Raw genomic sequence first — 17,850 nt, 5'->3', positions numbered from 1 at the left:
AGAGTTTACTCTCTCCCTTCTGCGATAGTTTTCTTTAGTTAGGAGGAACGCATTGAATAAGACTTTTTGGCGCTATCTGCTTGTATTAAGCTTGCTCTACATTATTTGGGGCGAGTTTTTTGTTTCGGGTGGTGTACTCAGTCAGTTGGCCTTTAATTTTGCAATTTTTTATCCACTTGGATTTTTGGTAGGGTATCGTCCCCGGTTTGAAAACATAAGAGTTGCCTATATTTCAGCTTTTTCTTTTAACATTCTCTCTTATTTGATTGCTACTATTTTAGGTATTCCAATTGAAAGCTGGGCAATGGCAGTTTTAGACTTTATAAGTGTTGGTTTTTTCCTCAAGGCTGGAATGAGTATAGGGCAGCGCGCTCAATCTAAGGAGGGATAATATTGAGAATTGTTATTGCACCAGACTCTTTTAAGGGTTGCCTAAATGCTCTGAACGCTGCGCAGGCTATGCGTAGGGGGGTTCAACAGGTTTATCCGGATAGTATCATTGAGATGATCCCCATGGCGGACGGAGGAGAAGGTACTGTGGAAGCGATACTTTGTGCAGTCCGTGGAGAAAAAATCAAAATTGATGTGACAGACCCGCTTGGTCGGTCGATAGTGGCGACTTATGCTCTTATCGACGAGGGGGAGACTGCGATTATTGAAATGGCGGCTGCTTCTGGGTTAACCCTCTTGGGTAACCAGGAAAGAAACCCGAGTGTAACGTCGACGCAAGGAACTGGCTTGCTGATCAAGAACGCTTTGGATCGTGGCGTGAAGAAGATTCTCCTTGGAATTGGGGGAAGTGCAACCAACGACGGCGGGGCGGGGCTGGCTATAGCCTTAGGGGTAAAGTTGTTGGATGCTCAAGGTAACGTGTTGCCTCAGGGGGGAGCGGCACTTGCTAATCTTGTCAATATTGATATGTCGGGACTAGATCCTCGCCTAGCAAAGGTGCAGATTCAGGTTGCCTGTGATGTCGAAAATCCTCTTTGTGGTCCTGAGGGCGCAAGTGTTGTTTATGGTCCGCAAAAAGGTGCAAACCCTGAGGATATTCAGCTAATGGATAAAGCCCTGCAAAAGTTCGGAGAAGTATTGAGCAAAGTTGCGGGCATTAATCTGCTGGAGTTAGTCGGTGGGGGCGCAGCAGGAGGACTTGGGGCTGGAGTTGTCGGTTTCTTAGGGGCTAAATTACGACCTGGGTCACAAATGGTTTTAGATGTGGCAAATGCAGATGAAAAGATTAAGCACGCTGATTTGGTTCTAACGGGTGAAGGAAAGACAGACTTTCAAACGGCTTACGGTAAAGTGCCAGTAGGTGTCTCTGCTTTAGCTCTAAAATACTCTGTTCCAGTCCTTGCTATTTCTGGATCTGTGGAGGGGTCTCCGGATTTCCTCGCTGAAGCTGGGATTGCAAGCTGTTTTAGTGTTTCTGAAGGGCCAGCAACTTTGGAAGAGGCCTTCTTGAAGGCAGAAAAACAGTTAGAGAGGGCGGTTTGGAGGATTCTAACAGTCTGGAAACTCGGAGAAGAGTCTGCTGTTAAAAAAATGAATTGCAAAATACCATCGGAAATGTGGTAACAATATAAGGTTTGGTTAAAAAATATTTAATTAATAAAAAATCCCTAAAAAAAAGAAGGAAAAATATGGATATTAGAGAATGAATACATAAGTGTTCATTCTCTAAATTGGTATAAAGGGGGATTTAGGATGACTGATTTGTCCCGACGAGAACGCAAAAAGAAAGAAACTCGTGAAAAGATTTTCTCGAATGCTATGCACCTTTTTCGTATGCAAGGATTTACGGCCACTTCAGTTGAACAGATTACACAGTATGCAGACGTTGGAAAAGGAACCTTCTACAACTATTTTTCCACTAAAGAAGCAGTTATTTTGGAATTTTCGCGTCGTACCTGTCAAGACCTCATCATCAATGGCCGTCAAAAGGCCAGTCTGGGAACGCGGCAGCGCTTAAGAACCCTTCTCCAGGATTGGGCCGAATTCATGATGAAAGACCGGGAAATTGCCTGGGTTACAGTACGGAATCGCGAAGGAGCAGACTATGACATGAGTTTGCATTATGGTCTTTTGGCTATTTTAACGGTTGGGCAACAAAACTGCGAGATTAGTCGTGAATTTGACCCCGCTTTTTTAGCTGAAAGTTTAGAAGGTATGATGGTACAACATTTCATCCGCTGGTTTGTTTCAGGTGTGGGTGATTTGCACGAAGAGGTGAATCATGCACTTTCTCTCTTTTTAGACGGCCTCTCGGAAAAGCGGCAGGAGGCATAGCAAATGTTTTTCAGAATATGAATAGTGCAGGCTCAAAACCCCTCCGTTGCTTTATATGAGAGTGAATGGAGGGGCTTTTTGTATATCAGAGCTTTGACAACTAAGGCTTTGAGTTTTATTTGAATGTGTCATGATATCCCTCCTTTGTGCGTAAACATGCTTATAGAGAAAGCTAAGGGAGGTTCATTGTGAGTATCACTTGGAATATGATCTGGGAAGCTCATCCTGACATATTTATTGCTAGGAATTGGCTAGAATTCCCAGAGGGCAAAAAAAAGGAAAACCGCCTCTCCCCCCAGTTTTCCTATTTTATGGGCGGCGAGACGACTTTGCGAGTCGGTATTATTGCTAGTTCCTCTATAACGCGCGAAGAGGAATTTCTTTTAGCTGGTGTATTATGGGGGAATAGACTTAGTAATGGCGCTAAGACCGTGATCTACTATGTGGCACCTAACTTTTCATCAGGTTTCTTAAGTGGAGTTTCAAAAATTGGAGGAAATATCTCTGCTCGGGCGGTTTATTGGCGCGAAAAACTTACGCCTAGTTTATACCTGATTCCCGAAGGGCAGCATAGCAACCAGTCACGTTACGCCCTGGGCGAGCAACGGCCAGATTGGAACCGCTGGGGACAAAGTTTAAACCCAGTTGCTCAGCAACAACTTAGGATAGTAAGCTCGTTCTTTAATAGTTTGGCTTGTCGACGCGTTCGTATAGAAATAAAACCTCAGCACATTGCTTTCCTTTGGGGGAAATTTGAGATTGCCGAAGTTAGACGTAAGGGTAAAAAATTTGAACTAAACAGTAAAGTAAAGTGGCTTAAGAATAATGAGCAACTTTTGAAGTGGCAAAAACCTGGTTGGGTGGATGCTTCAGGCTCATTGAATTCGGAATTTTGTACTGTTATTTTGCAGATTCTTGACTATCTTGAATCCCTTGAGAAAGAGGGCAAACTACGCACGCAAGATCTCCTTGCTTTGTGGCTTCATGAAGGGGATGGAGTTGTTAAATCTCTCTGGGGGAGTCCTTGGGCTTGGCCCTGGCTACCAAAAGAACGCAGCGAAAACTCAGTACAAGAACTGGAGGATTGGTATTTCTTTCAAGGCAAAGGACAATTAAGTATCATATGTCCAATATTCGAAAAGCCGTTGTTGAAAGCGTCCCAGAGTATTTTATTGGCATGTGTGTTAGAAAAGAGCCTCCTCTTAGTTTGTGCAAAAGATGAACAAGGGAATTCTTTAGTTTGGGATGGCCGAGTTCATTGGCTTACGACACTTGGCATGGAAGAGGATCTTCGACGTTGGTATTGCTGGCTACATGATATGGATAAGTTCCCGATCTGGACGTTACCAGAAAACTGGCAGGATATAGGAATTCATGAGCTCAATTGTCGAACTCTTATGAGCCCTTCCCTCATGCAGAAAGGCTATTCGTGAACTTCGACAAACTTGGTAAATCAATCATAGCTTCTGTTCCACCTGGAGGTATTGATTCAGAAAAATGTAGCTTGCCATGATGAGCGAGAATGATTTGTTGGGCAATGGTTAAACCAAGCCCAGTGCCGTCTTCTTGTGTAGTAAAGAATGGGTCAAGGACCCGTTGATGCAGGCTTTTAGGAATGCCAGGGCCGTCATCTATTACACTTATCCTAGCATGGGATTCGTATTCAGTTAATCGAATAATAACATTACCTCCTTTGGGGGAGGCTTCAATCGCGTTATTGAGAAGGGATAAAAGAGCCTGAAGAAGCTGTTCATGGTCACCCATGACATAGACGGAAGGAGAAGGAAAGTCTAGATTAAGGGTAATGTCTTGCCTTAGTTCAAACGGTTTGATTAATTGTAGAGTAGCCTCAATGGTTTCAATAAGATTAAGTTGTTGCATTTGAGGGGCCGAAGGGCTTGTTGACATGACGAATTTACTCAAGACTTTATCAATGCACTGAATTTCATCAAGAATAATTTGTTGATACGGACGGAAAGACTCAGGCCATTGTTCAGGTGTTATCAGTTGCATAAAGCCTTTAATTGTTGTCAAAGGGTTGCGGATTTCATGTGCTAAGCCAGCTGAAATCTCATTTATAATGGCAAACTTCGCAACTTCTACATTTGTTTCTAAACTTCTTTTTAATTCGCTGATATCGAAAAGAGTTAAAAGCATGCCTGATGGAATGTCATCGTCTAGTAAAGGTCGTCTTCGAAACTTGATGTACTTTACTATTTTTTCCGGTGTTTCCCATTTGAATTCTCCGCTCTGCGGCGAGTGGGTCGGATCATAATTATGGAGGATACCTATAAACTTGGATATAGGTTGACCAGTTAAGCATGATTCACCTAATGACAAGAGCAGGGACGATTGAGCATTCGATTCTATAATTACTCCGGAATTATCCAATATGATAACGGCTTCGCAAGAATAGTCGACGGTATGAATTGCTGGGATATTTCGCCGAAGCATCAAACGCATCGCTGTTAGATGACGATCTTGACGTAGTTGTGTTTTTAGTTGTTGTTTGTCATAAAAAAACACCATTCCAAGAAGAAATAGCAGGAAAAGGAAAAGGCTATGAACTAAAAGCAAAGGAACAGAAGGATAATTCGGATATGCTAGTGAAGCAACTATGAGTAAAGTCATAGATAGGATCCATGCTTTACCCCACATGCTTGACCAAAGATCGAAACAAAGAGTAATATAGATTAATGGGAAAATGAGAACCATGCGGAGGAAAAAAGGAAGGGGTACGGTATTGATTAAACCTATAACTATGATGAGGACGAGAGATGAAAATAGTAAGACACCTTGTCGATGGAGAGATCGCAATCGTAATTTTAGGGCAATCACCGGAATTAATCCCCTTCCCAAAACTCCTAAAAGCAAATTATTACTGATCTAGTGTACCATAATATGCCGCAGAAAAATGTAAGAAAAAGGAGATTTTTTTAAAGGGAGAATTTGCCTTAAGTTGGCGTGAAGCACCTAGAAATAAGGCTTAAATAACATAACTTACCCTAAGAAAAAAACGACAAATTAAGCTAAATTCTAAAAAACGCTTTTTATGCGCTTAAAAAGTTACTGACTTAAAAAATATGATGCAACAATATAATAAATGATGTATAATTATGCAAAACTCAAAAGGAGAATAATAAATGAAATTGCGTAAGGCTCGAATATCAGACGTTGAAGAAATGATGGTATTGATTAACAATAATGCAGAACAAGGACTCATGCTCCCCCGATCAAGAAATATGTTATATGAAAATATACGCGAGTTCCTACTGGCAGAAGTAGACGGTCAATTGGTAGGGGTTGCGTCACTGCATATCCTTTGGTGTGACTTGGCAGAAATACGGGCATTGGCAGTTTCTTCCGAATACAAACGACGAGGCATCGGAACACAGATCGTTAGAGCGCTTGAAGAAGAAGCTAGGGAATTGGGCTGTTCTAAACTCTTTGCGTTAACGTATCAGCCAGAGTTTTTTAAATACTGTGGTTACGAAGAAGTCAGTAAAGATCAAATGCCGCAAAAAGTTTGGACAGAATGTATTAATTGTATCAAGTTCCCAAACTGTGATGAGATAGCTGTCAGTCGCATGCTGTAGAGAAGGTCCGCGACACACGTCCTCGGCTCCGCATTCATCGTGCCAAACTAGGGCTGTAATCCTTATGTAAGAGGCAGGATACCCGGCCAAAGTGGCGTCCGTGCCGCATGGCCGGCGGGAAACATCCTTGTTTCCCGTCCTGCTGAAGAATAGGATTAAAGTCGAGTTTGGCTACGACGAACGCAAAGGCGTCGAAGCGTGTGATCGCGGACCTTCTGGCTTAGGAGATTACGCCAGGATGGGGACGGTTCTTCGACTTGCATTCTCTCACTTAAGAGACTCCTCTAGCATGACCACCCGTGAGAAGACCGGCGGTTGAACCGCTAGAGCAGCTGTTTCGTCTATGACGTAAAGGCGCGAGTGCAGACAAGGGGACGGTTCTTCTGTCTTTTTCAGACAGAAGAACCGTCCCCTTGTCTGCTTTGTCTGAGTTAAAAGAAACGTCGAACTGATCGTTCGACGTTTCTTCGTTATGGAACAATATTCCTTGGTCTATCATAAATCATAGTATGGCATTCGCTAAATATATGGACGGAGACGGTGCTATGGAGTTAAATAAAGAAGTTCAAGATGGTCTTGAGAAAGCACGCAATTTTGTTGTGGAGGGCGTGGAACAGATTCTTTCTGGAAATTCTGATGAACTACACAGTGTATCTGCATGCCCGGGGGCAACTGCACTGGCTGCACTTGCTTTGCTGGCTGTTGGGAGAGGGTTTGAGACCGCTCAGCTGCGAGGAATACAATGGCTGAAGGTGCAACAGCGAGGTGGATGGGGTAAATTTCCTGGTGACCAACCTGATGAAGAGGTAACACGAATCGTCGGAATGGTTCTTCAGGGTAGTCAAGGTGGATGGAAGGCTAAGCTTAAGCTCTTATCACAGTTGCGTTATTTTTCCTCCTTGATTTTATCAATAGGAGAAGGCGTAGTTCCTGGTCTGGAGGGTCCGACAAAGGACGAGATATTGCTTCCGACGATTCTCGAAGAGAGGGTTTTAGGTAAGTTGCCAATTTATGGTCGGCCGGTTATTGTTGCAGCGTCACTTCTTGCTTCAAACTCTCAAGGTGGAAGTCAAGAAGGGATTACGTATCTTCTGGAAACACAAATGGCGGATGGTTCATGGGCGGAGGATGTTGTCGCCACGAGTTTGTCAATTCTTGCGCTTTTGAGTAAGGGAGACTTTGCTGAGCAGGTACAAAGAGCTGGATTATGGTTGGTAGAGAAACAGTATAAAAGCGGTGGATGGCCTGCTTTTGACCAACTTAAAATATGGTCTATGGGCTGGGCGACTTGTGTCTTTGGAGAAACAGTTCAAAAGGCTTCGGATGCACCATGGATTTTGCGTGCGGTAGAGTGGTTAAAGAGGGGGCAAAATGCTGATGGGAGTTATGGAAGTACACCGCCGTTTACTCATCCAGACTTGGATGACACAGCTGTTGCCTTGATTGGATTGCATCAGGTGCTCGGAGAAGAGAATAAGTTAGGATCTAATCTCCTTAAACAGTTACAAAACACTGACGGAAGCTGGGGAACGTTTCCCAGTTTTCAAGGTATACCACCTCATGTTACCTCGGAGTTTCCAGTATATATTGCAAGTGTTGATGTCAGTATTCATGTCCTTGAGGCATTATGGCGTCGCTCCCGTATTCAAGATGAAAGTATATGGCGGGGATTAACTTGGGTTCTGACCCAGCAGAACGAGGATGGGTCCTTTCCCTCATCTTGGTTTGAGGGCGCTGTCTATAGCACTGCCCAGGTTTTAGAACTGCTCAGTAAGTGGAAGTTTAGCTGGAAAAGGTGGAACATCGCACGCCATATCCTTGGATCAAGAACAAAAGCACAAGAGTATTTAATTAATGCACAGAATAGTGATGGGGGCTGGGGATCTGTTGTCGAAACTAGCTTGGCCCTTGCAGGTTTATGGCGTTATGAAAAATCGGTTCCCAGAGAGGTTTTGGATAGAGGTATAAGAAACCTTCTCACAGATCAGAGCAACAATGGTTCATTTAAACCTTCTTACGGAGGGGTTTACGCTAAAGGCTGGAATTATGAAGAACCATTAACTACGGCACTGACAGCTATTCGGGCCTTACAACGCTATCAACGCTTGTACAAGGCATCGTACTTTAAATAAAGCAAGGGGCACGATGCATCGTGCCCCTTGCTTTACTATTCATATAGTTTGTTTCGTAGCATAAAGAATATTGCGTTGAGAATTTTTGGGGTTCTGCTCTGCCTGTTGGTTAAGTATAGTATGGAGAAAATTCCACTGTAAGTCGAGATATGCGTTTGTCATCTCGTTTTCACTGAAGCCTTTTGATTGGAGATAGTCACGAGAGGATGATTCAAAATCTCGTATAAATACCAAAATATCTTCACCATGAGTTGAAATACCTTCACCATGAGTTGACAGCATTTTTCACCCTCCATTTCGAAAACATTAGGTTGAGTATCGTCTATTTTGTAAGTATATACTGGCTTAATACTTATTATAGGGAATCACAGTTGAGAAACCTGTTGGAATAGGGAGGTTATCTCGGGATTAAAAGAAGAAAGATTGGTGAACTAAAGAGATTTATTTGTTTTCCTCGCACCAAAGATCACATCAGGGCAGTGACGCCAAAGTGAAAGGTCAAATAGGAGTATGTTACCGGAGCGGTACTGTCGTTTAGCATTTGGTAAATCTTCGAGAAGAAGATAGCAATCGGCTAGTGTGTGATGAATACTGGCCTTATAGCTAATGCTGAGGAGCTTTTGAGTAAACCAGTGGGCCCCACTGTGGGGAAATCCATTCTGCTTAGCAAGGCATAAACTCTGTTCGAACATATATACGGCTTCAGGGACTTTGCCGATACGTTTAAGAACATGTCCCTGAGTTGCAAGCAGAAGTGGATCGACTAAAGCAAAGGGATTAGCGTGCAAAATATGGAGTGCCTGTTTTGCCTCGCCTTCTTTAAGTAGTATGTCCCCTAGTGTTATGCAAAGTAACGGATCATGGCTTGGAAGGAATTTTTCTAGGAGCGATATGGCTTGAGCGGATTCGTTAAAGTAGTAGTAAAGCTGGCATGCAAAACGAGCAATTGAGACAGGACTAGTGTCTTGTGATATTTGATGTGCCATTCTCTTAGCGGTAACGTTCTTTGCAGGAGGGTCAAAGTTTTTCTTCTTAAGCATAGCGATATAGGAAATACTTATGCCGATTCCTTGAACGATAAGAGCACATTCTAACCCAATGAAGCAAAAGGTGATCAAACAGGTAAGTGTCGTAAACGTTGCTAAGAACATAAAATAATAGATTTTCTGAACATATAGGATTTCTGGATCGAATTTAACCCCTTGCAAATTCCATCCCCCCATTCATGTTACTACGGACAGGGGAGAATTAGAACATTGTCATCTCTAACAATACTGGAAAAACTGTTAAGACTGACTGAACAAAACCTATAAAAATAAACAAAAAGGGCTTCGGTAGAGCTAATACTCTCGAAACCCTTGATAATTCATAGTTCATTATCTTATATTGCAAGTCTCTTATAATTACGAAAGATGATTTTTCGGAGGATTTCCGCGTCCAGAAATCCTCCTATGCGCAATGCCTAGAAATCTGACTACTAGGCTTTACTTATTTATACATTAACGCAAAGTTTGTCGAAAATCAATGTGTAATTTATAGGAGATAAAGTTTAACTTTAAAATGTAGTTTAATATAATGTAGCGTTATGATCAACCTATTGTAGACAATGCCCTTTGCATATATACTAATAGCTATAGATGCAGAGAGGGTGTAATTATGCGAGGAACCACAGTGATAAACAGCAGGGGGGCCGTGGGAGTAAACCAAGCCAATGGGTGTGAGGTAAGACTAAATCAAGTGAGTAAACAATACACCCAGGGCAAGGAGCAGATCGACGCTCTGGACAAAGTAAGTTTAGACGTAAAATCCAGTGAATTCCTGACTGTCATGGGGGCAAGTGGGTCCGGCAAGTCTACGTTGTTAAATCTAGTGGCTGGCTTAGATAGGCCAAGTCAAGGGGATATATTCCTTAACAATCGGATAATTTCCAGTTGGAATGATAATCAGCTAACTCTGTTTCGCCGCCAGGAAATTGGATTTATCTTTCAATTATACAATCTGATCCCTACCTTAAGTGCCGAGGAGAATGCCGCTTTGCCGTTACTTATGGCTGGTCACTCGCGCTCAGTTTGGCAACCTCAAGTAAGTGACTGGTTGAGGCGAGTAGGTCTCGAAAGTCATCGTAAACACTATCCGGTAGAATTGTCAGGAGGCCAGATGCAAAGGATAGCCATCGTCCGGGCTCTCATTCACCGGCCTTCCCTTATTCTGGCCGATGAACCTACGGGTAACCTGGATTCAAAAACCGGGGATCAGATGCTTTTTATATTGAAAGAAATTACTGAAGATCTAGGAGTTACAGTCATCATGGTCACCCATGACCCAATGGTTGCCGCGTATGGTCACACTCTGATCACCCTGAAAGACGGACGAATCCTTGATTCGACGGCGAGGTGAATGAGTTGTTAATTATAAAGTTAGCTCTAGCCTATTTTCGCCGTCGAAAACTGCGGGTGATTTTAAATACGCTGAGTGTAGCGGTTGCGATAGCGGCGTTGGTGGCTTTACAAGGGTTGAATAGTAGTATCGATTTTGCGAGCGGAGAGTTTGCTAGTTTACTAGGGGGAAATGCCCACTTGCAGGTGAAAGCTCCTCAGGGTGGCATGAGTGATACTTTACTAGCAAAAGTTCAAAAGACGGCAGGGGTACAAGCGGCAGTTCCTTTTGTGCAGAGCTCTGTGCAAGTGAAAGGATTGCCGGGATTTACAACGCTGATGGGCATTGTGCCCGGAGAAGATGAAGCAATCCGTAACTATCGGATAACGCATGGCCGCATGCCAGCACAGGATCACCGAGAAATCGCTGTACCGAAGGAATTGTTACGGGGAAAGCCGGTAAAAGTGGGGGATATCTGGCAGGTCCAGACTATGCTGGGAATGCAAGACTTTACCCTGGCCGGAATCTTAGAAGACCGCGGAGTGGCCCAGACCAATGGCGGTGCCGTGGTCTTTATGCCCTTGACAACGGCTCAGAAGGCTTTCGAGTTAGAGGGTAAATTATCGTACATTAGCATTATCCTGCAAAAACCGGACAATGTACTGGTGGTGCAAAAAGCCTTACAGGAAAGCTTGGGTAATAGAGTAGAAGTGCTTATACCCTTGGGACGAGACGGGAATCAAGACAAAATGTTGGGTTTCATTAAGAGCCTTAATAATGTCTATGGGTTCATGGGCCTGTTCCTGGCTTTGTATGTCATGTATAACTCCATGAGAGTTGCGGTATCCGAACAGCGTCGTCAACTTGGAATCCTGCGTGCCTTGGGTTGGCGACGCTGGGAAATCCATAAATTAATCATAGCCCAATCAATATTAATCGGTGTAATTGGCAGTTCGCTGGGGCTCCTCTTAGGAACATACTTGGCTCAAGGTTTGCTCAGTACAGTGAGCGATACTTTGAGTGAAGTGTTCAAGGTTTCTATTACCCGCATTAGGTTTACTATGCTTGATTACGCCATGATATGGCTGACAGGCGTGCTGACATGCCTTTTCTCTGCTTGGCTACCCGCTTGGAAGGCTGCCAATATCGCGCCGATCGAAGCCATGAACAGCCGATACTCTAAAATCGAACTTGGTTACGCTCGATGGCGGATTGTAGTCGGTGCTATTCTAATTCTTTCGTCATGGTTGATTCTAGTCTTCGTGAATAACATGTCCTTATTATTCCAAGCTGCGTTAACAGGTATAGTGATAGGAGCAGCTGTTTTGATGCCACCTTTTTTAATTATATTTTTAGAGAAGTTAGAACCTATGGCTGAAACGATGTTCGGCTTGACTGGTCGCCTAGGGTTAAGCTCCTTTCGGCGCACTCCAAGACGTTCAGTGGCAACTGGGATGCCCATACTTCTTGGTTTGGCTGTAGCTTTTGGCTTCTTAGGAATCCTCGCCAGTGTTAATCTGACATTTGCCAACTGGGTTAATACCTTAATTTCGTCAGACATTGTGGTTACCCAGGGATTACAGACTTTCTCCAGTAATCAAGTAGGCTTACCTGAATCGTTGCTGGAACGGGTCCGTAAGGTAGACGGGGTAAGAGTCGCTGCCGGATTACGTACCACCGGTATTCAATGGCACGGCAATCCCATCGATCTTCAAATGTATGATGTCTTAGATAGTCGTCAATTAGCCACTCCCCATGTGCTTGAGCCGGGGAGGGATGAAGCGTGGAACGCCATCAAACAAGAAGGAAATATATGGATTTCCCAATCGATGGCTTTAAAATACGGCGTGCACAGAGGAGAAAAGCTGGATATTCCTACCCCTACTGGAACTATTGAGTTTCCGGTTGTGGCCATTGTAAAGGATTTCTATAGCTATAACGGCAGTGTGTATATGAATCGCCAAGACTATGTTCGCTATTGGGGTGACCACTCGATTGATCATATCTACTTAACCCTAGAACCAGGCGTATCACCAGGCTTGGTGCAGGATCGGTTGGAAGCTAATTTGCAAAATGATTTTCGGGTGCAGGTAGTCTTGGCTTCAGATTTTCGGGACAGCATGATCAAGTTAAACCGGAGTATATGTGATATTTTCAACCTAGTAATTATTGTTATACTCCTAGTGGCAGCGGTTGGGACTGCCAATTCAATGCTGATTTCTGTACTGGAGCGGGTCCGTGAAATCGGTACTCTTCGTTCTGTAGGACTGACACATAGACAAATCAGAAGTGTGTTGTTTATTGAAGTGGGGTCTTTGTTTATTGCTGGAATAGTCCTAGCCATTCCAGTGGCAGCTGGTATTCAGGTTGGAGGTATCATATTCGATAAAAATGTAAATGGTTGGGTTTTGGATGTATCGATCCCTTGGGCACAGAATATCGGCGTTGCCATCGGCATGGCTTTGGTCGTTAGCCTCAGTACAGTGTACCCCGCTTGGTTAGCCTCCAAGGTTGACCCGGTCACAGCGTTGCGTTCAGAGTAAAATATTTAGGATTGTTTAAACTTTTACTTAAAAGAATAAACAAAATAATAAGGAGAGTAGTTAGTCATGCCGGTTAAACACGCCATCTTAGGTATTTTGAAAGAAGCCCCACGCCATGGATATGAACTAAAAAGTATTTTTGATGCGCGAATAGGGAACTTCTGGAACCTTAATTACGGACAAATCTACACCACACTAGACAGGTTGGATAAAGAGGGATTCGTTAGTGGAATTGAAGAAGAGCAAAGTTTCAGGCCAGACAAGAAAGTGTACGATATTAGCCCGAAAGGGGTCCAAGAGTTAGAGCGTTGGCTACAGGAACCGGCCGTTAAACCAAGACCTTTACGAGATGAACTTTTTGTCAAACTATTGTTCATTAGCAGGGAAAATCCGGAGCTTGCACTCCGACTCCTTGAACGACAGACTCAAATATATATGGAGCAAATGAGAGAACTGACAGAAACTAAGTATCGCCTGACCAAAGACGGCATTAACAGGGATAATATGATAACTGACCTTCTCACGGATGCCGCATTGTTTCATGCGGAAGCTGATGTTCGGTGGTTGAGCCATGTTGAAGCCAAGATCCTTGCGTATGCTAGGACGTAGTTTGTTTCCCTCTTGTACAGAGGTGAAGATAGAAGGTAAAAGGAAATGTGTAGTTGCACTAATGAGTGGAAGCCGAGTGTGGTTCTAATTACACGACTCCCTGACATAGTGCTTCATAGGGAGCGGTGTATGGACAATTAACGGGCCAAGACTGATTTGGCAGGTGTATTAACATTTTCGGAGAGGAGGGAAATAGAAAAACGAATGTGAATATGAAATTAATCACAATGAGTAATAGAAAGGAGGGGGAAAATGTCAGATAATTTTGCTGCAGTAGGATTATTACTTGCATTTGCCGTAGTTTTACCAATCGTAGTTATGGCAGTTGTTCATTTATTAGCACCTAACAGGCCACATAAGGAAAAGCTGACAACCTATGAATGCGGTAATGAGCCAATTGGTAAGGCGTGGATTGGGTTCAGGAGTAACTATTTTCTTTATGCTATTGTCTTTGCCGCCTTTAGCATAGAAACTATTCTTTTATATCCTTGGGCATTGACGTTCCGTAAACTAGGAACCTTTGCTTTTGTTGAAATGTTTGTCTTTATGATCATTCTCATCGTCGGCTTTTGGTACGCTTGGAAGGAAGGTGCTTTGGAGTGGATGTAAAAAAGGAGAAAGAGCTGCGTGAAGCTGAGGCTACGGCAGAAAAAAATTTTCTGCGTCATAGCATTGAAAAGTTTCTGAATTGGGGTCGAGTCAATTCATTTTGGCCGGCTTCCTTCGGTCTAGCTTGTTGTGCTATTGAGATGGCATCAACAGGCGGGGCTAGATATTGCTTAGCGCGTTTTGGTTATGAGGTGTTCCAGGCTTCACCCAGACAAGCAGATTTGATGATTGTGGCAGGAACTTTGACAAGGAAGATGGCACCAGTAGCACGGCGTGTATACGATCAAATGCCGGAGCCCAAATGGGCTATTGCCATGGGTAATTGTGCCTGCTCAGGGGGGCCATTTGCAGATTCTTATGCCGTGGTACCGGGGGCGGATAGTATTATCCCGATAGACGTCTATATACCAGGCTGCCCGCCAAGGCCAGAAGCTCTGATTTTTGGGATGCTGCAACTTAAGCAGAAGATACAAAATCCCTCAAAAGTGAGGTTAATTAAGTATGGTAAGTGATATGTTGAGAGCACAAGTGGGTGAGTTGGCAGCCAGGGTAAAAGGAAAAGTTGAAGAAAGTCTCGGCGAACTCGAATTAACTGTTAATTATCCTCAGGCATTAGAAGTGCTGACGAGTGCTAAGAATTTCGCGGATGTACCTTGTGATTTCTTGCATGACCTTGCTGGAATGGATATAGAGGATCACTTCGAGGTTGTTTACCAATTATCCAGTCTTCGTGGTCCACAGCGTTTACGTATTATAGCCAGAGTTGACAGAAATAATCCCGTAATTAACTCAGTAACTAGTCTCTGGAAAGGGGCGGACTTTTTAGAGCGTGAAGCTTTCGACATGTTCGGCATTCAATTCAGAGGACATCCCAATTTGAAACGGATCTATATGTGGGATGATTTTGAGGGATATCCAATGCGGAAAGATTATGTGATTGAGAGTCATGAACAACGTGCGATTATGCGAGTAAGAAAAGAAGGGGAATAGGTGGGGAACTATGACGATTGAAGGAACTCAAGAATACTCAATTAACATGGGCCCCCAACACCCGAGTACGCATGGCGTGTTTCGCATGGTGGTCCATCTGGATGGAGAAGTTGTAACTAAGGTTGAACCAAAAATTGGATATTTACATCGTGGTTTAGAGAAAATGGCAGAAAGTCGCACGTATACTCAGTTTATTCCGTACACTGATCGCTTAGATTATTTAGCTGGCCCGCATAACAGTCTCGGTTACGTTCAAGCTGTTGAAAAATTGATGGCTATAGAAGTTCCCGAACGGGCGGAGTATCTCCGCGTTATATTTGCGGAGTTGGGCCGAATTGCTAGTCACTTGGTCATGATCGCGAGTGGGTCTTTAGATATCTCAGGCTGGACACCCTGGAGTTATTGTTTCCGTGACCGTGAGCGGATTCTCGACCTTTTTGAAATGACTGCAGGCAATCGCATGACGCCGAATTACTTCCGAATCGGTGGGGTCAGTCATGATGTGCCAGTCGAATTCATACCTGCACTTAAAAGCTTCCTCGATGATATGCCAGAGATGTCTGAGGAGTACTACGGTATCTTTTTCGGAAATGAGATTGCTCAATCTCGCATGAAAAGTGTGGGTATTCTCCCGAAGGAATTGGCGGAAAGTCTGTTGATAACGGGGGCAAATTTACGGGCCTCTGGAGTCCAGTATGATGTACGCAAGGCTGAGCCATACGGTATCTATGACAGGTTTGCTTTCGAGGTCCCGGTGTTGTATGGCTGCGATACCTATGATCGGCACTTTATCCGGCTGCTTGAGATTCAAGAGAGCAGAAAAATTATCCGACAGGCACTGAGAGACATCCCAGAAGGGCCAGTTATGGCCAAGGTGCCGAAGGTGATTAAGCCTCCTGCCAGCAAAGTCTATCATCGAGTTGAGAACCCTAAAGGAGAAATGGGTTGGTATATTGTCAGCAATGGGACGGTGAAACCGGCTAGGGTACGGATACGTGCCGGAGCATTTGTTAACGTTCAGATGCTCTCTGCTATTGCAGTCGGCTGGAAGATACAAGACCTTGTGACAATTTTCGCCTCCATGGATCTTGTCTTAGGTGAAGTTGATAAGTGAAAATTTGTTTGAAGGGAGAAGAAGGATGGACGCTTTAAACGATGTGTTTGTAAATATTGCGGCTGCCATCCGTGGGCTGTTTGCAGATTCCCACTCGTTTAGTGCTGACTTGACGATTAATATTATCGTGTTTATTATGCTCTTTTTGATAATGGTCGTCGCAGCGTTGTTTCTAAGTTTGGTGGAACGCAAATTTGCCCACTGGGTATCACAGCGACCAGGTCCCAATCGAGTAGGGCCACATGGTTGGTTCCAATTTATTGCCGATGCCGTTAAAATGCTGGGTAAGGAGGATATCACTCCTGCCAATACCGATAAACTCCTCTTTAAAATTGCTCCCATGATTCTTGTAGGGGTTACCCTAATGGCCTTTGGTGTTATTCCCTTCGGTGAGGGAATGGTGGCAATTAATCTTGATTTGGGTATCTTTTACTTTATAGCGATTTCTTCGCTTTCAACGTTGGCCTTGTTGATGGCCGGGTGGGCATCAAATAATAAATTTTCTCTCCTTGGGGGATTGCGGGCGGTAGCCCAAATGATTAGTTATGAAATTCCATTGGTCTTTTCTTTGCTAGGAGTAGTCATGATTACTCAGACTTTCAATCTCTCCTCTATCATCGAAGCACAGAATACCATCCCCTTTATTTTCCTGCAACCTTTGGCGTTTGTAATTTACCTGATAGCCGGGATTGCAGAGACAAACAGGGCTCCTTTTGATCAAATTCAAGGGGAACAGGAGATTGTTGCTGGACCTTTTACGGAGTACTCAGGACTGAGGTGGGGACTGTTCATGCTTGCCGAATACGGTAATGTGGTGGCCACATCTGCAATTGCGGTTACGATGTTCTTGGGTGGGTGGTACGGCCCTGAATTTCTTCCTGGATGGCTATGGTTTATTCTTAAAATATGGGCGATTATTTTCTTGATGATGTGGATTCGCTGGACCTTTGTTCGGATGAGAGTCGATCATCTTATGCATTTTGCCTGGAAAATATTGCTTCCATTATCTCTAGTGAACATTTTCATAACAGGGTTTGGCATATATTTGTACGACCTGATCATTTTGCGGATTGGAGGGTAAAAACTTGTTTGGTGAAGGTTTATTAAAAGGTATGAGTATTACACTTAAACGTTTCCTCGGACCCAATCTTGCAGAAGCTTATCCTGAAGTAAAGCCGAATCTTCCTCCTCGTACGCGGAGTTCCATGGTTCTTGAACCTAGTAAGTGCATCGCTTGTGGGCTTTGTGTCAACGTCTGTCCGAACCAAGTTATTAATTTAACCAGCGAGAAAGATGAGAACAATAAGAAAGTATTAAAGACGTACGAAATGAACATTGGGCGTTGCCTTTTGTGTGGCTTATGTACGGAAGTCTGCCCGACCAAAGCCCTTGTACTCTCTCAAGAGTTTGAAAATGCAGTTTACCATCGCGAAGCATTACTTTGGGATATGATTGAGCGTTCCAAGCACTCGAACTTGCCTAGCGGAAAGGTGGGGTAAGTGTGAGCACAGTAGTTTTCTTCATTTTTGCAATCTTGGCGATTGCAGCAGCCTGGGGTGTTGTCACCTCGAAGAATATTATGCATAGCGCGCTCT

Annotated in this window: 19 protein-coding genes and 1 pseudogene; 17 read left to right on the top strand and 3 right to left on the bottom strand. The window is 43.8% G+C overall.

The annotated features are described in order from the left end of the window. Window positions 1-52 precede the first annotated feature (52 nt). The 4 genes from E4K67_RS26575 (at window position 53) to E4K67_RS26560 (ending at window position 3,719) form a co-directional block, all read left to right on the top strand. Window positions 53-391: a hypothetical protein gene (locus tag E4K67_RS26575; RefSeq protein ID WP_135552308.1), complete on the top strand. Its 339-nt coding sequence runs from the start codon at window positions 53-55 to the stop codon at window positions 389-391. A gap of 2 nt (window positions 392-393) precedes the next feature. Beyond that, on the top strand, window positions 394-1,575 hold the full coding sequence (locus E4K67_RS26570; protein WP_135552306.1) for a glycerate kinase family protein: 1,182 nt from the start codon (window positions 394-396) through the stop codon (window positions 1,573-1,575). Window positions 1,576-1,704: 129 nt separating this feature from the next. Further along, window positions 1,705-2,286 carry a TetR/AcrR family transcriptional regulator gene (locus tag E4K67_RS26565; protein ID WP_135552304.1) on the top strand — a complete coding sequence of 194 codons (582 nt, stop codon included), beginning with the start codon at window positions 1,705-1,707 and terminating at the stop codon, window positions 2,284-2,286. Window positions 2,287-2,474: 188 nt separating this feature from the next. Then, window positions 2,475-3,719, top strand: coding sequence for a hypothetical protein (locus E4K67_RS26560; RefSeq protein ID WP_199242662.1), 1,245 nt, complete (start codon window positions 2,475-2,477; stop codon window positions 3,717-3,719). Here the strand turns inward: E4K67_RS26560 and E4K67_RS26555 are convergent. Beyond that, entirely contained in the window at window positions 3,697-4,917 is a 1,221-nt protein-coding gene (locus E4K67_RS26555; RefSeq protein ID WP_243454641.1) for a two-component system sensor histidine kinase NtrB, read from the bottom strand. The two genes, E4K67_RS26560 and E4K67_RS26555, sit on opposite strands and share 23 nt — an antisense overlap. A 512-nt stretch (window positions 4,918-5,429) precedes the next feature. Here E4K67_RS26555 and E4K67_RS26550 point away from each other — a divergent pair. The 3 genes from E4K67_RS26550 (at window position 5,430) to E4K67_RS26540 (ending at window position 8,014) form a co-directional block, all read left to right on the top strand. Beyond that, a complete protein-coding gene (locus tag E4K67_RS26550; protein WP_135552300.1) occupies window positions 5,430-5,882 on the top strand; it encodes an N-acetyltransferase in 453 nt (150 codons plus the stop codon). A 100-nt stretch (window positions 5,883-5,982) separates the two neighbouring features. Further along, on the top strand, window positions 5,983-6,201 hold the full coding sequence (locus E4K67_RS26545; RefSeq protein ID WP_135552298.1) for a hypothetical protein: 219 nt from the start codon (window positions 5,983-5,985) through the stop codon (window positions 6,199-6,201). 226 nt (window positions 6,202-6,427) lie between these two features. After that, a complete protein-coding gene (locus tag E4K67_RS26540) occupies window positions 6,428-8,014 on the top strand; it encodes a prenyltransferase/squalene oxidase repeat-containing protein (protein WP_199242664.1) in 1,587 nt (528 codons plus the stop codon). A gap of 39 nt (window positions 8,015-8,053) precedes the next feature. Here the strand turns inward: E4K67_RS26540 and E4K67_RS26535 are convergent, their stop codons facing one another. Then, complete coding sequence (locus E4K67_RS26535) at window positions 8,054-8,296, bottom strand: hypothetical protein (RefSeq protein WP_135552297.1); 243 nt, start codon at window positions 8,294-8,296, stop codon at window positions 8,054-8,056. A 149-nt stretch (window positions 8,297-8,445) separates the two neighbouring features. Then, window positions 8,446-9,222, bottom strand: coding sequence for a tetratricopeptide repeat protein (locus tag E4K67_RS26530; RefSeq protein WP_135552295.1), 777 nt, complete (start codon window positions 9,220-9,222; stop codon window positions 8,446-8,448). Between the two features lie 448 nt (window positions 9,223-9,670). On the opposite strand from E4K67_RS26530, the gene E4K67_RS26525 reads away from it, so the two are divergent. The 10 genes and pseudogenes from E4K67_RS26525 to E4K67_RS30875 form a co-directional block, all read left to right on the top strand. Continuing rightward, the gene (locus E4K67_RS26525) at window positions 9,671-10,411 is read left to right on the top strand and encodes an ABC transporter ATP-binding protein (RefSeq protein WP_135552293.1); all 741 of its coding nucleotides are present in this window, start codon (window positions 9,671-9,673) and stop codon (window positions 10,409-10,411) included. Next, window positions 10,408-12,933, top strand: coding sequence for an FtsX-like permease family protein (locus E4K67_RS26520; protein ID WP_243454640.1), 2,526 nt, complete (start codon window positions 10,408-10,410; stop codon window positions 12,931-12,933). The genes E4K67_RS26525 and E4K67_RS26520 overlap by 4 nt, the downstream gene beginning before the upstream one ends. A 66-nt stretch (window positions 12,934-12,999) precedes the next feature. Then, window positions 13,000-13,542, top strand: a complete 543-nt coding sequence (locus tag E4K67_RS26515) for a PadR family transcriptional regulator (protein ID WP_135552289.1) — start codon at window positions 13,000-13,002, stop codon at window positions 13,540-13,542. Between the two features lie 252 nt (window positions 13,543-13,794). Further along, on the top strand, window positions 13,795-14,151 hold the full coding sequence (locus tag E4K67_RS26510) for an NADH-quinone oxidoreductase subunit A (protein WP_135552287.1): 357 nt from the start codon (window positions 13,795-13,797) through the stop codon (window positions 14,149-14,151). Further along, window positions 14,142-14,663, top strand: coding sequence for an NADH-quinone oxidoreductase subunit B (locus E4K67_RS26505; protein WP_135552285.1), 522 nt, complete (start codon window positions 14,142-14,144; stop codon window positions 14,661-14,663). Before E4K67_RS26510 ends, E4K67_RS26505 begins: the two co-directional genes overlap by 10 nt. Continuing rightward, the gene (locus E4K67_RS26500) at window positions 14,653-15,141 is read left to right on the top strand and encodes an NADH-quinone oxidoreductase subunit C (RefSeq protein ID WP_135552283.1); all 489 of its coding nucleotides are present in this window, start codon (window positions 14,653-14,655) and stop codon (window positions 15,139-15,141) included. The genes E4K67_RS26505 and E4K67_RS26500 overlap by 11 nt, the downstream gene beginning before the upstream one ends. Before the next feature lie 10 nt (window positions 15,142-15,151). Next, window positions 15,152-16,255 carry an NADH-quinone oxidoreductase subunit D gene (locus E4K67_RS26495; protein ID WP_135552281.1) on the top strand — a complete coding sequence of 368 codons (1,104 nt, stop codon included), beginning with the start codon at window positions 15,152-15,154 and terminating at the stop codon, window positions 16,253-16,255. Between the two features lie 25 nt (window positions 16,256-16,280). Next, window positions 16,281-17,336 carry an NADH-quinone oxidoreductase subunit NuoH gene (nuoH, locus tag E4K67_RS26490; protein WP_135552279.1) on the top strand — a complete coding sequence of 352 codons (1,056 nt, stop codon included), beginning with the start codon at window positions 16,281-16,283 and terminating at the stop codon, window positions 17,334-17,336. A 4-nt stretch (window positions 17,337-17,340) separates the two neighbouring features. Then, window positions 17,341-17,754 carry a NuoI/complex I 23 kDa subunit family protein gene (locus tag E4K67_RS26485; protein WP_135552277.1) on the top strand — a complete coding sequence of 138 codons (414 nt, stop codon included), beginning with the start codon at window positions 17,341-17,343 and terminating at the stop codon, window positions 17,752-17,754. Window positions 17,755-17,756: 2 nt separating this feature from the next. Then, window positions 17,757-17,850: pseudogene (locus E4K67_RS30875) on the top strand (NADH-quinone oxidoreductase subunit J family protein); the annotation flags it as partial.

The sequence above is a fragment of the Desulfosporosinus fructosivorans genome, assembly GCF_004766045.1.
Classification (GTDB): Bacteria; Bacillota; Desulfitobacteriia; order Desulfitobacteriales; family Desulfitobacteriaceae; genus Desulfosporosinus; species Desulfosporosinus fructosivorans.
This window is presented reverse-complemented; position numbering and strand designations above follow the sequence as displayed.